This is a genomic window from Leptospira limi (genome assembly GCF_026151395.1).
Lineage (GTDB): Bacteria > Spirochaetota > Leptospiria > Leptospirales > Leptospiraceae > Leptospira_A > Leptospira_A limi.
Genome location: NZ_JAMQPV010000001.1, coordinates 581,986 through 596,187 on the forward strand (window position 1 = coordinate 581,986; position 14,202 = coordinate 596,187).

The window sequence follows — 14,202 nt, forward strand, 5'->3', positions numbered from 1 at the left end:
CCATGGGAATGAAAGGGATTTTTGGAAAAAAGTTAGATCTTCGTTCTTTCTTCTTTTTGCGACGCTAAGTTACGCGAAGCTCTGAGAACGATACTCATGGTCGTTATTTGTGGGTTCACCGAAAGTCCTGTAGGGTAAACTGAGGCATCCATGACAAATATGTTTTTATGACCATAAATTTCCAAATTTAAATCAACTGCTCCCTTCTCTGGGTCGTTTGCAGACTGAATGGATCCATGTGGGTGTGCAGATCCAACTGTCAAATCACCTGGTTTTGTGCTCTCTTTTAGAATCCAATCAAAGTTATCGTTTCCAGTCACTTTGTATGGTTCTGTAAAACGTGTGAAAGGAAAAATCAGTTCTTTAGCTCCAGCAGCCACAGTCACTTCCGCTAATGCTTTTAATCCTTTTAACATATTCAATCCATCAGTTGGAGTGAGTTCAAAGTAGACTTTTCTTCTTCCTAAACTGTACTTCACACTTGCATTGGCTTCGCCATCCGCACCATCACGAACTAAAACAATACCAGCATTGTACTTTGTATAATCTTTCATGACATCAAACTGTTGTTTGCCGTAAAAAGGAACCAAAGAAGAAGCAAGCGTTGGTCTGTAAGGAGCCGCTTCTAACCAGTAACCATAACCAGTTCCATTTTGGTTATGACCATCCTTAATCACAACGGATTGTGGTGGGCCTTGGAACATTTTGATTTCGGAATCAAATTTGCCGAAGATCGTAGACGTTGGGTGGACTTTTAAATTCCTTCCTACCCATCCATTGCCAATTCCGCTCCTTTGTAATAGAGCAGGTCCTTCAATCGCACCCGCACTCACTATGACAACAGGTGCTTTGATTTCCATGGTTTCAATGATTTCAGTTGGTGCTTTTTCATATGCATCGGGTGTAAATTCGGCAACCACTGTTTTGATTTTTCCATCCCGAATTTTAACAGCACGCATATTGGAAACAACAGTAGCTCCGGCTTCTATCGCATCAGGTATCCAAGTGAGAAACGTAGATTGTTTAGCATTGATTGGGCAACCAAGTCCACACCTACCAAGACCAATACATCCACGATTATTATTTCTTAAAACTTGTGGAGTTAATCCAATTTTTTTGCCACCAACGCGTAATACATTATTGTTTGCATTGATCAAGTTATCTGGTACTTCGTGTACACCTAATCTTTCATGTACTTCTGAAACATAAGGATCCATCTCTTCTCTCGAATACCCTTGCCACCCAAATCGTTCGTTCCATTCATTGGTAACATAATCAGGAGGGTAAAGAGATGTTTGCCAGTTTACGGTTGTTGAACCACCAATAGACTTACCTTGTAGAATTGATAACGTCTGTTCTTCGGTTACAATAAATCCAGCATCTCGGTAGAGTCTTGCTTGTGATACAAATTCGTCAGAACTAAATTGAGCGGGAGTGAAGTAACTACCTTCTTCAATCAGGATAACCTTCCATCCATTTTTTGCAAGTTCTCTTGCGGCAACTGCTCCGCCTGCCCCGGATCCAATGATGACTACATCCGCAGTTAGTTCCCATTTCCCATTTTGGATTTGGTGGGTTTTGATTGTTTCTGCGTGTTTTTTTGGAGTGATGATTTTTTCGTTATGAATTGAGATTCCCATGTATCGTCCGCCTTATTGGATGTAACCGACAAATTTTTGGTATTCTTTGTCAGAACTGAGAAGGAAAAATGAAATTTGTCTGAGGATGGCGTAAACACCACGTTTGATTCCAAGTGAAGAATGTTTCCATTCAAGCAACCGTTTGATACGTTCTTCAGGTGGTAGTTTGACAATCGGTGTAAAAGAAAAATCAAGTGCCATTGCTGCTAAAATAGAAGATGGAACACTAGCTAACAGCTGTATAACGCTTTCAGTTTCTATTGGATATGGATGTCCATATACATAATTATCTAACGCAAGTCCTAAATCAAAATTTGGAATGGGGTTGTCTTGTAAGAAGACTTCTTGCAAACTGCGAAAACTGTGGTATTGTTCTGGTGAAATTCCCCTAAGGGTGGGAGTGTTCACTCCTGGACCACAATTCACACCCTGTATGGAAACAGCGGTTAAGGCAAAACATTTGAGAGAAAATTTTAAGAAACGATTTCGTGAAAGTAGGAATGGTGTATGTGGCTCCAAATCTCATTTCCTTCTGTTAGATTTGAACCCATTGTGTCAGAATCTTGTAAAAATATCACTCATTTTCCTTATTTCGACAGGATGCAGTCGTTTTTTTGTAAGGACACCAAATTTCACAACCATCCAAATTCCTAATTTAATTCCTTTCTCTGAAGCAGAAGGGATCAAAAAAGACCAGTGGCAAAAATTAGCGAAACCTCGAGACCAAAACTTAATTTCAGCAATCATCTTGCACAATTCAGGCAAACGAAAGTTCTCTGATTTCTTTCGATTGTCAGTTGAGAATCAATTTTTATTCCATTTGTACATTGATTCCAATGGAACCATATATGGAGATCCGATGTTTTTAACTCGGGAATGGACTGCTTCACCTGGAATCGATACTGAATCCATCCATATCGTTTATGAAGGAACTCAAGAAACTCTCTATAACCAAAACAAACAAAGGGAAGTGTTACAAAAAACCATCCAATACTTGGCTGAATCATTGTACATTCCCAAATCCAATTTTGACATTATTTCCAAAAAAGGAATTTTCACTCACAACCAAGCCAAACGTAGGTTTGGTGGATTTGTGGATTTTTCACCCTGTGGAAGTGAGTTAGCACTCAATCAAATCCTCAAAGAAATTGGAGGGACCTTTTATGAAGAGGATGATTGGAAAGATCGATTTGTTACAGGTTGGGTTTTAAAAAAAGAGAACAAAGACCTTTTGAAGGAATCATTCCATCCAACCAATGGACGAGGGATCACCAAAGCGGAAAAAATCATCTTTACCCAATTAGAAAAAACAGACAAAGGTTTCACACCTGAAGAATACAGGGTGAAGTATACGTTCCGCGGGAAAATCAAACCAAGTTGTGTGGTCTTACATTATACTGCGATTCCAGATTACTTTCGATCTCTTCGAACCTTAGAAGCAAGGAACCTCACTGCATCCATCATGGTTGATACAAATGGAAAAGCCTACCAACTTGTGGATGTGATTGAAGACCGAGCGGCCGCAGCCACCGGGACAAATGACAATTGTATCCAAATCGAAATTGTTGCCAAAGACACAGAAGAATTACTCAAACAACCAGAACAAATCCAAAAAGTAAAAGACCTTGTATTAGAACTAACATCTAAATACAAAATTCCTTTATCCAATGAAAGGTTGGAAGATTTGAGTGGAGTTTTTAGCCATACCCAAGCCAAAAAAAAATGGGGTGGTTCGATCTTCCTGAATGCAAAAGACTTTGATCCAGGGGAAGAATATATGGAGCTCATCTTAAATTCGATTGGTGGGAAATACTTTCCAGAACCAGAATGGAAAAATCGAAGTGCTATGGACTGGGCGATTTTATACCGCAATTTTCAACCATAATAAGGAAAATCCGATGAAACAACTATTCAGCATTTTTACTCTTGGAAGTTTACTATTCTTAATCCATTGTAAGTTTAACCAACCAAACTATCACCTTACTTTACAAGAAGCTGAATACCGATACGAGACCATTGAAAATATAAAATACAATTTAGAAATCAATCTCTCACCTAAAGAAAGTTTTACGGGGAAAGTTAACATCCAGTTTGTTGGAAAAAAAATCAGAGACTTACGTTTGGATTATTTCCAAGGAGAAATCAAATCCATCATTTTGAATGGAGAGGCGCTTACTGATTTTGAATATAAAAAAGGACAAATCCAACTTCCTTCGAATCGATTGATGATTGGAAACAACACAGTTTCTGTTTCCTTTGAAACACCTTATGCCAAAACGGGGAATGGACTCCACAAATTCCTAGACCCTGACGATAAAGAAACATATATCTACTCACAATTTGAAGCATTCCACGCAAATAAAATGTTTCCATGTTTTGACCAACCAGATCTAAAGGCAACCTTCCAACTCCAAGTAACAGCACCAAAAAATTGGAAAGTAATCTCCACAACTCTTCCCACATCACAAAACAAATCGGAAAATCCAGAAGAAGTCTTACACCAATTCCCTGAATCGAAAAAAATTTCAACTTATGTGTTTTCCTTACACGCAGGTCCATACCAAGTTTGGGAAGACAAGGCTGAATCCATTCCACTTCGCCTTTTTGTTCGTAAATCTCTCGCGAAATATGTAGAGCCAAAAGATTGGTTTACGTTTACAAAAGAAGGATTTGCTTTTTTTAATTCTTACTTCGGGATTCCTTATCCATTCGAAAAATACGACCAAGTCATTGTGCCTGAATTTAATTTTGGAGCCATGGAAAATGTAGCGGCCGTTACCTTTTCGGAACGATTTGTCTCACGTTCTCCGATGACACGTTCACAAAGAGAAAATTTATCCGATGTGATTTTACATGAAATGGCACATATGTGGTTCGGGGACTTAGTCACAATGAAATGGTGGAATGGACTCTGGTTAAACGAAAGTTTTGCTACTTACATGGCAAGTTTAGCCCAAGCTAAAAATTCCGAATTCCAAGAAACATGGATTAGTTTTTTTGAAAAAATGAAACAATGGGCTTATGAAGAAGATGGTTATAGCACAAACCATCCAGTAGAAGCAAAGGTAAATGATACCGAAGAAGCATTTACACAGTTTGATGGCATTACCTATGGAAAAGGTGCTTCTGTAATCAAACAATTAGTGTTTTTTATAGGGGAAGAAAGTTTTCAAAAAGGAGTTCAAAACTATTTACGAAAATACTCTTATTCCAATTCTACTTTACTCGATTTTTTAAAAGAACTCGAATTTGTGAGTGGGTTCTCTATGAAAAAATGGTCCAAAGATTGGTTAGAGACTAAAGGTACAAATCAAATTGAACTCACAACCGTTTGTGCAGATAATCATCTATATGGAAAAATTATCCAATCAGCTCCTGGACCTGAGAACAAACTACGTGATCATAAAACAATTTTAGGTCTCTATTTTTTTGATAAAACCAACAAACAAGTTTCATACGAACAATTCCCTGTTGTTTATTCCGGTAGATCGAGTGAAGCCATTCTAGAAGTAAAATCCTGCCCTGATTATGTTTTGTTCAATGCCGAAGATCATGACTTTGTGATTTGGAAATGGACAGATGTTAATAAACAAAATTTAGAATTTGTATTGGAGTATGACAAAGACCCAATGCGAAAACTTATCTTATGGACTGACTACTTCAGACAAGTTTCACTTGCAAACATCACATTCGATGAATTTAAAGACAGTTCAGTTCGTTTGTACCAAATCGAAACTGATACAAAAATCAAACGATGGATTTTATCCAAGTTAGCGAGTGATAACGGTTATACATACCTAACTAGCCGATTTTGGTTTCCAGAATCCAAACGTAACGCGAATTTAGATTCCTTACAAAATTTTCTTTTAGATGAGTTAAAAAAAGTAAAAGCGGGAAGTGATGAACAAAGGTATTTATTTCTGTCACTCATCGATTCAACTTATACCGAAGTGAGCCAAAAAAGATTATATGATATTTTGGAGAATAAACTCAGTTTTTCAGGCCTAAAACTCGATCAAGACTTACGTTGGAGTATGATCATCAAACTTAGTTCTCTCGAACAAGACCGAAATAAAATTCAATCCTTCATTGATCGTGAAAAAAAATTGGATCCTTCCAGTCGAGGTGTGAATTCAAGTTTAGCAGCAGAAGCTTCAGAACCAAATCCAGAAGTTAAACAAAAATGGATTCAAGTCTTATTAAATCCAAAGACTAGTAACCTTTCCTCTTCTACACTTAGAGTGGTTTCCTATTCTTTATTTCCAGAATACCAAAAAAACATCCAACTTCAATTTTTAGACCAATACTTTGATGCTTTGGACAAGTTCCAACATACAGATGATGAAAACTACTTGGATGCATTTGCAAAAAGTTTAACACCCGATTTTTGTACGGATGAAACTTTATTAATCTTAAAAAAATTCACAAACAATCACCCAAAATTGCCAGTACCAGTGAAAAAAACCTTACTAAAACAAATCGATTCAGAGAAGAAATGCATTCAAATGAAATACAAACATAAAGAATTAATGACTCAATAAAGGATCAAACTTTGGTTCAAAAAAAAATATTATTGAGTTTCATATTGTTGATTCTACTTCAGCTGTTTTTTGTTAGTTGTGCATCACCAGGATTTGGTCCAAGGGGATTTATTTTTACAAAAACAAAAATCGGCGTATTTGGTACAGGAGAACCTTCTAAAAGACGAGTCACTTCCTGTGTCCATTCCATTCTTGGATTATTTTCATTTGGAAATGCATCCTTTGAATTTCTAAAATCTAGGTCCAAAATCCAAACTGTCACTGAAACCAATTGGACAACTCTTGTTGTACTTGGTGTGTATGCCAACCTATGTGTTGAGATCTCTGGAAACGAGTGAAAGTGAAACTTCAAAAGATTCAATTTTATTTTGTCTTTTTGATCCTCTTAGGATACCTTAGCTCTTGCGCTAATTTAGGCCAACCACAAGGTTTAGGTCCAACAGGGCTTCTATATGCTTCCTATACAATTGCTGTTTCGGAAAGACCTCTCCCTAAACAGTCATTAAAACAAGGAAAAGCATGCTTAAAACGGATTGGATTCTTTTATGTGACGGGAGATGGTAGCATTTTATCAGCAGCACAAGAGGGAGGAATCCAAGAAGTGTTCCGAATCGAAAAAGAGGCAACGAATTACCTCTCTCTCTATTCTACTTTATGTACGGTTGTTTGGGGGATTTAGTTCTTTTTACGAACCACTTTATCTAACATATCTGGATAATCGGATATAATTCCATCAACACCACAAGTTACCAAACGATTCATTTCCTTTTCGGTATTAACCGTCCAAGGAATCACCATCATCCCTTTGTCATGAGATGTTTTGACAAATCTTGGTGTTACATATAAAAAATATGGTGAAACGATATCTGCTTGTTTCTCTATTGCTAAACCAAGAATTGTCTCCCTATATCCATTCCCAAGTCCAATGGTCATTAAAAATCCTTGGAAGTATGTTGGTACGAACAACGCACTAGTTTTAATTTTTGAATTCTTTAGTTTCGACACTGAAAGTGTTCTCATATCAAATGATTGGATTGTCGAACGCTCTACCACTTTATATTTTTCTATGATTTGAATGAGTTTTTCAGTATGTTCTTTGACTAAACTATCAGGTGCGGATCCATCATCTGGAAATTTGGTTTCGATATTGAATTCATAAACTTCTTTCGTTTTTTTTTCGTGTTTCAAAACTAATTCAAAAAATTCTTCGAGTGATAAAAGTTTTGTTCCAGGTACAGGAATTTGTTTTGGAAAATTAGGATTTTGTTTAGAACCACAATCTAATGCTTGTAATTCAGCAAGTGTAAGTTCATATAATGATTTTTTTTGGATTTGAGTTCCATCAACATTTTGGCAAATGACTGGATTGGTATCAGAATCATGATGGATGACCACACGTTTGTCTTTTGTTAAAACGGTATCTAATTCTAAAGTAACCATTTTATATTTGATTGCTTCTTCAAACGCCGGCCATGTATTTTCTGGTTTTAATCCGCGTGCACCACGGTGTCCCTGTAAGTCGATGTCTTTACGCAAACGATTGGGAGTTTCAACTGTAGCACAATTCACAACTAACAAACTAAAAAAACTCACGGCTATGTAGAGTTTACTAAATGAGAGAATCAATTTCATCAAAGGTTACCTGCTTTTGCAAAATTCCATTGATTTATTTTATTGCATCAAGTAAGAAAAAAGTTTCGATTTTACAAAAAAAATGAAATGATTCGCAGATTGAAAAATTGAATGGATTGTTTCTTTTTGTCTTCTTTTGCCAGTCTCAAAAAGGAAAAGAATGGAAAAAACGAGCACACCACCTACGGTAACATCGGTGGTGGCTCCAGAAAGGAAATTTAGCGTAATTTCAGCGTAACGCAAATTTTCCAATCTAAGTCAACCTTATCCATGCGAATCTTATTCATCCAAACCGTTCTTAACGTTTTTGGAGCCTTTTCAGAACGTAAATAACGTTTTTTTACAATTTTTTTTGGGAACTCATGGAAAAAGTAAATCATTTCAGAAATTATAGAGAGAGAAGAAATCTCACACGCATTCAATTATCAGAAAAATTGAATATTCCAAGATCAGCCATTGAGTTATTGGAATCAGAAGAGTGGATCCGCTCTAAATTTGATTATGTCGTTTTAGTCTCTAAAGAGCTTGGTCTATCACTCATTGATCTCATTCGAAATGAATTTGATTACGATTTAGAAAGAGAATTTTTTAATGAGGAAGAATTTGAAGAAATTGTCGCTCGTTATGCCAATGCGAGAGTCACTTTGATACTTTCGGAACTCAAACTTTTCTGCCGGAATGCCAAAGTACGGTTAGATGATTTTGATGTGACAGAACTTTCCTTTTCGATGGGAAGTTTGCACAAACTCATCACACTCAATCAAAAATTGGAACGTGGTGAAATTAGCACAAAGGATGCACTTGTTGAATTTCCACCGAAGTGGGGAAAATTTAGCAACCGAAGTAACTAGAGAAAAATTCGAAACGAAACCTGTGGACTAAACCACAAGTTCGTCTTCTCCCGCACGAGCCACAACGATCTCGCCCGCTTCTTCCAGTTTACGGATGATGTTTACAATTTTTTGCTGAGCGTCTTCCACGTCTTTCAAACGGACAGGACCCATAAAGTCCATATCCTCTCGGAGTAAGTTAGCAGCACGTTTGGACATGTTTTTAAAGATTTTATCTTGTACTTCGGAATCTACGGACTTGAGTGCTTTCGCCAAATCTGTGTTATCGACTTCACGCATTACCTTTTGGATCGCACGGTCATCGAGTAAAACGATATCTTCGAATACGAACATCCGTTTTTTGATCTCTTCGGCAAGTTCCGGGTCTTCTTCTTCCAAGGCTTCGATGATGGTTTTTTCTGTTCCACGGTCTACTAAGTTCAAAATTTCCACCACAGAATCAATACCCCCAGCAGAGGTATAATCTTCAGAAGCAAGTGTAGAGAGTTTACGCTCTAACACGCGTTCTACCTCGCGAAGTACGTCTGGTGACACACGGTCCATCGTTGCAATCCGTTTGGCCACTTCCGCTTGGATTTGGTGTGGAAGGTTCGATAAGATATTGGATGCTTTTTGCGGATCCAAATAGGATAAAATAAGGGCGATGGTCTGAGGGTGTTCCCCCTGGATAAAGTTGAGAAGGTGAGCCGGGTCTGTTCTTCGAATGAAGTCAAAAGGCCTTACTTGTAAGGACGAAGTGAGCCGGTTAATGATATCAATGGCTTTTTGGTTCCCGAGTGCTTTTTCAAGTAGTCCCCGTGCAAAGTCAATACCACCATTGGTGATAAACTCTTGTGCCATCATGAGTTCATTGAACTCAACGAGTACCTTCTCTTTGTCTTCAGGAGTGATCTTATCTAAACGAGCAATTTCGAACGTGATTTGTTCGATCTCGTCTTCACGAAGGTGTTTAAAGATTTCGGAGGCCACTTCGTTTCCAACCGCAACCAAAAAGATGGCGGCCTTTTGTCTTCCTGTGAGCGATGGCTTCTTATTGATCATACTTCGTCCCGAAATCCGTACTACTTAGTTTATCGGCGGACTCTGAAAAAAACAATGAGATTTATTCTTGAGAGAAATTTCCTACCTTCTGCCAAATTTTGTTTCTCACTGGATACGGGAATTTTTTATGTTGACCGGTCTATTATTTTTTTAACGAATGGGTTTTGTGGGCAAAAAAGGAAGTGTTACCAAACAAAGGATCATTGAGGTCATGGCCGGACTTTTGGAAGAAAACGGGTATGAAGCAACAGGCCTTAGCGAATTGGGAAGGGAAACAGATACTCCCAAAGGTTCACTGTACTTTCACTTTCCTGGTGGGAAGGAGGAACTGACAAGTCTTTCCATCTTACACTCAGGAGAACAATTAAATGAATTTTTTAATTTCATACTCTCAAAAAGTGAAAGTCCAACTCATGCCATCAAACAAGTGTTCTCTGCTCTGGAAGATCGAATTGTAACAAGCGATTACAGAAAAGGATGTCCCATTGCCACGACAGCAATGGAAGCTGCGAATCAATCAATCCCTGTGGCAAATGCTTGTAAAGAGGTGTATGCTTTATGGTCAAAAACAATCGAATCTTACCTAATTCAAAATGGGTACAACCCGAGAGTTGCAAAAACACTTTCTGTTTCCATCCTTTCCTTATGGGAAGGAGCCCTTCTCTTGTCAAAACTCCAAAAGTCTCCCGAACCTCTTCGAATGGCTCAAAAAACCGCAGATCTTTTGCTCAAAACTTAAAATGAAAAACGATTTCATCTAGAATTCAAAATCAACGTTACAATTAAATATAGGAAATGAAACAAATGAAACCTCTATCAAAACAAAAGTCCATCTCGATACTTACCATCATTGTCTTGGTATGTTTTACATTGTATTTTTTAGGATATCCGAATGAAAACATCCAATGGGATGTATCTTCAAATCCAATCACTAACCAAATTCCTAAACCGAAGGGTAAATCCAATTTGGTATTTTCCATCTTAAAAACGGGAGAAGCAAAAACTCTAGAAGGGTTTGTGATTGAAGGTGGCTCAATTTTGAAAATGGTCACTGTTTCCCATTCCAGTTTTTACATCCAACACCCAAAGGGAAATTTTCTTTTTGATACTGGCCTTGGAACCAATATCGAAGAACAGTTCGCCGTATTTCCTTTTTACTTAAAACTATTAATGGAATACAAACTGATTGAAACAACAAAATCCCAATTACAATCCAATAAAGTTGATATCAATTCGATTGAAGATGTATTTTTTTCACACCTACATTGGGACCATGCCAGTGGGCTTAAGGATTTTCCAAATGCAAAGATTCATAGTGTGAAAGAAGAATTAAACAATCCAAAGATTGAATTAGGTTACATTCCTTCACAATATGAAGGTGAATCGGTAAAATGGAAATATTTAAATTTTTCAAATACACCTTATGCATCTTATGCGAAAAGTATCGATTGGTATGGAGATGGAACTGTTGTTTTTGTTCCTATGAAAGGTCATAGTGAAGGTTCAGTTGGTTTATTTTTACATACAGAAAATGGAGAAACATACTTTTTAACAGGTGATATTGTTTGGCGGAAAGAAGGATTTGTGAATCTCAAACACAAACCTCGTGGCGCAAGATGGATTGTCGATTTTGATACAAAAGAGTTAGGAGAAGAAATCGCTCGTGTCCATCAGCTTCTAATCGATAACCCTGGACTCAAAGTGATCCCTGCCCATGACTATGATTCACAATTCCCGCTTGGGTTTTATCCAAAAGTAATTGGTGGAACCAAACTTTTGACAATGGAGTGATCAACAAAATTAGAAAGGTAAAATCCATTGGGGTTTCAAAATCAATGAAAGAAACTGAAAATCATATTTAGATTCCCCAATCCAAATTTTAAGATTACCCGTTTGTATCTTTGTTTTCCGTCTCCACCGACTTCTTTTGGAGTAACAGTCCTTTGATCCCTTGTAAGGATTGTTCCAATCGTTCGATTTCTTTTTGAATGGAGTCTCGATTTTCTTGGATCACATTGTGATAACCATGTGCTTTGCCCATAAACTCGTGGTAGTCAAGTGATACTTGGTGGAGAGCTGCATCCCATTGTTTGGGAGCAATTCGTCTTTTTTTCCAATAAACCTTTTTGCCAATACCATAGAGCCATTGGCCCATACCAATAGCATGTAAAGGCACAAGGATATACAACGAAGCAATGATGACCTTGCTATAGGATACTTCTTTGGCAAACAAACCCCAAAAGTAGAGCCAAAGTGCAGAAAGAAAAACTACCGAAACAGTCAAATTGGCTTTTGGTGTACTTGGAGAGATTGAGTTAAAAATAGAAAGGAGGATGACAGAAAAGATTAGTAAAAGGAGAACTTCCCAGGGGACTAATGTAAAAAATAAATCCCAAAACTTTTGAAAGTTTTCCCAACTGGTTTTGATCTGATTGATCGTAGTTTGGATTTCAACAATTTGGTTTTGGATTTTTTGAAAGAAGTCTGTGATCGCTGACATGAACCAAATACTAAACAAAATCAAAAATCAGGCAAGTGGTTTCTTTGTCCGATTTATCTCACCAAGCACCACAAAAAATTTACTCGTATTGTATGCGATTTTGGTGATACCATTTTTCGTTTATCACGAATCCCATCTTCCATGGCATTATGTGTTAGTTTTATGTTTGGTCTCTTTATTCGTCGGACTTCTCATTACTTATATAAGTTTATATATCATCCAATTGTACTGGAGAGAAACGTTTCATCCATTGGTTGAAATTGGAGTGTTAATCCTCTTTATCTTTGCTCTTTGGTTAGCAGAAGTGTTGATGTTTGAAGCAGGAACCGTCTTTTTATTTATCTTTGTCATCATCGCATTTTTCATTCGGATCTTACAATTAACAGAATATGCAAGGCTTTTACTTGCGTTTTGTCTTGTTGCAAGTAATGCTTTTATTTCATTTAAAGCATTGCAAGGTGCTGAGGTTTTATCTGCGTATTTATTATTTAAAAACAAATACCAAATAGAAGAAAAAAACTTAAACAATTGGGTTATCACCAATGAAAAAGAACATTGGAATGAAGAACTTCAATTTGGTTTTACATTACCAGAGGGAATGTTTTTTTATAAACCAGATGATCTAACCTTGGAAAACAAAACAGGTGTAGGTCAAATTGCTGGTCTTTTATCATTTAGCGATCATGATGCAGAACGGTATCCATTTGTAAGGATTTTTTATTTTCCTGATTATGTTGGGTTTCAAAAAGAACAAGCGATCCAAGAATTTTCAGAATTTTTAAAAATACAAGTCAGTAAAGGTGACATCGAGGACTTACAAGAAATCCAACAAAAAGAAATCGAAGAATTTATCTTAGTCAGTAAATTTTGGACATTTTATGATTTGTTACGGCCCCGTTATTCAAAAACAGGTTTTATGATCATAGAAACAAATAATCACGATAAACTTTTGTTACATATTACTGAAAATTTAGAAAAAGGAGAAATTCACGAATCAGTCATTCGTGAATTTTTAGCATCAATTCGATTCAGAAATTGATTGTAACGCAATGAGTGAAAGTGGATCAACTAACACTCCATTAATTTTTGCACCTAAATGTAAATGAGGGCCAGTGGACATACCAGTAGTCCCTACTGTTCCAATCTGTTGCCCTTGTTTCACTTGTTCTCCAACTTTTACTTTGATTTCATCTTGGTGCATATAAAAAGAAAAGATTTTATTCCCATGATCGATGATGGTAAAATTTCCTTCATAATATGTTTTTTGCGCTAAAACAACTGTTCCATCTTGAATGGCATAAACAGGAGTTCCCGTTTTCCCTCTAAAATCAACACCTCCATGAGGACGACCTTGTTTGTTATTATAATCGCGTCTTACATAGAATTTACTTGTGATGTAAATAGACTCTAAAGGATTTTTAAAATTCTTTTGGAATTGTAATTGGCTTGATTTTGAAAAGGCAAGTTCTTTTGCGTTTTTGCATTCTTGGATAAAATCCAATACTTCCTTCGGCAATTCCTTAGTGACAAACTTTTCATCGACTTTGATTTGTTGGTTTTTTTTGATCACTTGGAACTTAGTTGGTTCTAAGATAATTTGGTATTGTTTTTGTCCACGTTTGACAAAAAAGATTTTGGAAACAATCTCTAAGGTCATTGCTCCTGCTGGAGTGTCAGGAGAGATTGGCAAAAATGCGATCATACTATTTTCGCGTTTGGTTAAAATGACATCCTTGCCTAACCAACTTACTTTGTAGGATTCGTTGATCCATTTTTTATCTTTTGGAGTTAATCGTAAAAAGATAACCTCACCACGGCCAAACCTGCGAGCTTCCATGAGTAGCGAAAAATTTTTCTCTTCTTTTTTTACATAATAATTTCCTGAAGACATTGTGTGTTTGGGGGATTTCTTTTTATTCTCACGAGATTCAGCAGGTACTGCTTGGACAAAGAAAATGATTATGAAGAATATTGAAAGATAACGAACCATCTCTCCA

The 14,202-nt window shown here is 36.9% G+C and carries 14 protein-coding genes; 8 read left to right on the plus strand and 6 right to left on the minus strand.

The window, feature by feature from the left end; genetic code table 11:
- Positions 1-32 precede the first annotated feature (32 nt).
- Complete coding sequence (locus tag ND812_RS02655; RefSeq protein WP_265374155.1) at positions 33-1,640, minus strand: GMC family oxidoreductase N-terminal domain-containing protein; 1,608 nt, start codon at positions 1,638-1,640, stop codon at positions 33-35.
- A 12-nt stretch (positions 1,641-1,652) separates the two neighbouring features.
- The gene (locus ND812_RS02660; protein ID WP_174705058.1) at positions 1,653-2,159 is read right to left on the minus strand and encodes a hypothetical protein; all 507 of its coding nucleotides are present in this window, start codon (positions 2,157-2,159) and stop codon (positions 1,653-1,655) included.
- On the opposite strand from ND812_RS02660, the gene ND812_RS02665 reads away from it, so the two are divergent.
- Genes ND812_RS02665 through ND812_RS02680 form a run of 4 tightly spaced genes read left to right on the plus strand, consistent with a single transcriptional unit; the run spans position 2,101 to position 6,860 of the window.
- Positions 2,101-3,525 (plus strand): peptidoglycan recognition protein family protein, encoded by a 1,425-nt coding sequence (locus tag ND812_RS02665; RefSeq protein WP_407658438.1) that lies wholly within the window; start codon positions 2,101-2,103, stop codon positions 3,523-3,525. The genes ND812_RS02660 and ND812_RS02665 overlap by 59 nt on opposite strands.
- Positions 3,526-3,538: 13 nt before the next feature.
- Positions 3,539-6,181, plus strand: coding sequence for an aminopeptidase N (gene pepN, locus ND812_RS02670; RefSeq protein ID WP_265374157.1), 2,643 nt, complete (start codon positions 3,539-3,541; stop codon positions 6,179-6,181).
- Positions 6,182-6,192: 11 nt separating this feature from the next.
- The gene (locus tag ND812_RS02675) at positions 6,193-6,519 is read left to right on the plus strand and encodes a TRL-like family protein (RefSeq protein ID WP_265374158.1); all 327 of its coding nucleotides are present in this window, start codon (positions 6,193-6,195) and stop codon (positions 6,517-6,519) included.
- The gene (locus ND812_RS02680; protein ID WP_265374159.1) at positions 6,516-6,860 is read left to right on the plus strand and encodes a TRL domain-containing protein; all 345 of its coding nucleotides are present in this window, start codon (positions 6,516-6,518) and stop codon (positions 6,858-6,860) included. Before ND812_RS02675 ends, ND812_RS02680 begins: the two co-directional genes overlap by 4 nt.
- Here ND812_RS02680 and ND812_RS02685 read toward each other — a convergent pair.
- A complete protein-coding gene (locus ND812_RS02685; RefSeq protein WP_265374160.1) occupies positions 6,857-7,813 on the minus strand; it encodes a glycerophosphodiester phosphodiesterase in 957 nt (318 codons plus the stop codon). The genes ND812_RS02680 and ND812_RS02685 overlap by 4 nt on opposite strands.
- Before the next feature lie 362 nt (positions 7,814-8,175).
- Between ND812_RS02685 and ND812_RS02690 the strand changes: the two genes are divergently transcribed.
- Positions 8,176-8,664: a helix-turn-helix domain-containing protein gene (locus ND812_RS02690; protein WP_108960404.1), complete on the plus strand. Its 489-nt coding sequence runs from the start codon at positions 8,176-8,178 to the stop codon at positions 8,662-8,664.
- Positions 8,665-8,691: 27 nt separating this feature from the next.
- On the opposite strand, the gene fliG is transcribed toward ND812_RS02690, so the two are convergent.
- Positions 8,692-9,705 carry a flagellar motor switch protein FliG gene (gene fliG, locus ND812_RS02695; RefSeq protein ID WP_004785217.1) on the minus strand — a complete coding sequence of 338 codons (1,014 nt, stop codon included), beginning with the start codon at positions 9,703-9,705 and terminating at the stop codon, positions 8,692-8,694.
- A gap of 166 nt (positions 9,706-9,871) precedes the next feature.
- Between fliG and ND812_RS02700 the strand changes: the two genes are divergently transcribed.
- Together ND812_RS02700 and ND812_RS02705 are read left to right on the plus strand one after the other, a co-directional pair.
- Positions 9,872-10,444: a TetR/AcrR family transcriptional regulator gene (locus ND812_RS02700; protein WP_265374161.1), complete on the plus strand. Its 573-nt coding sequence runs from the start codon at positions 9,872-9,874 to the stop codon at positions 10,442-10,444.
- A gap of 65 nt (positions 10,445-10,509) precedes the next feature.
- On the plus strand, positions 10,510-11,496 hold the full coding sequence (locus ND812_RS02705; protein WP_265374162.1) for an MBL fold metallo-hydrolase: 987 nt from the start codon (positions 10,510-10,512) through the stop codon (positions 11,494-11,496).
- 94 nt (positions 11,497-11,590) lie between these two features.
- Here ND812_RS02705 and ND812_RS02710 read toward each other — a convergent pair whose 3' ends face one another.
- Complete coding sequence (locus tag ND812_RS02710) at positions 11,591-12,205, minus strand: hypothetical protein (RefSeq protein WP_265374163.1); 615 nt, start codon at positions 12,203-12,205, stop codon at positions 11,591-11,593.
- On the opposite strand from ND812_RS02710, the gene ND812_RS02715 reads away from it, so the two are divergent.
- Complete coding sequence (locus tag ND812_RS02715) at positions 12,204-13,244, plus strand: hypothetical protein (protein WP_265374164.1); 1,041 nt, start codon at positions 12,204-12,206, stop codon at positions 13,242-13,244. The two genes, ND812_RS02710 and ND812_RS02715, sit on opposite strands and share 2 nt — an antisense overlap.
- Here ND812_RS02715 and ND812_RS02720 read toward each other — a convergent pair.
- Positions 13,224-14,195 carry a M23 family metallopeptidase gene (locus ND812_RS02720; RefSeq protein WP_265374165.1) on the minus strand — a complete coding sequence of 324 codons (972 nt, stop codon included), beginning with the start codon at positions 14,193-14,195 and terminating at the stop codon, positions 13,224-13,226. The two genes, ND812_RS02715 and ND812_RS02720, sit on opposite strands and share 21 nt — an antisense overlap.
- Positions 14,196-14,202 lie beyond the last annotated feature (7 nt).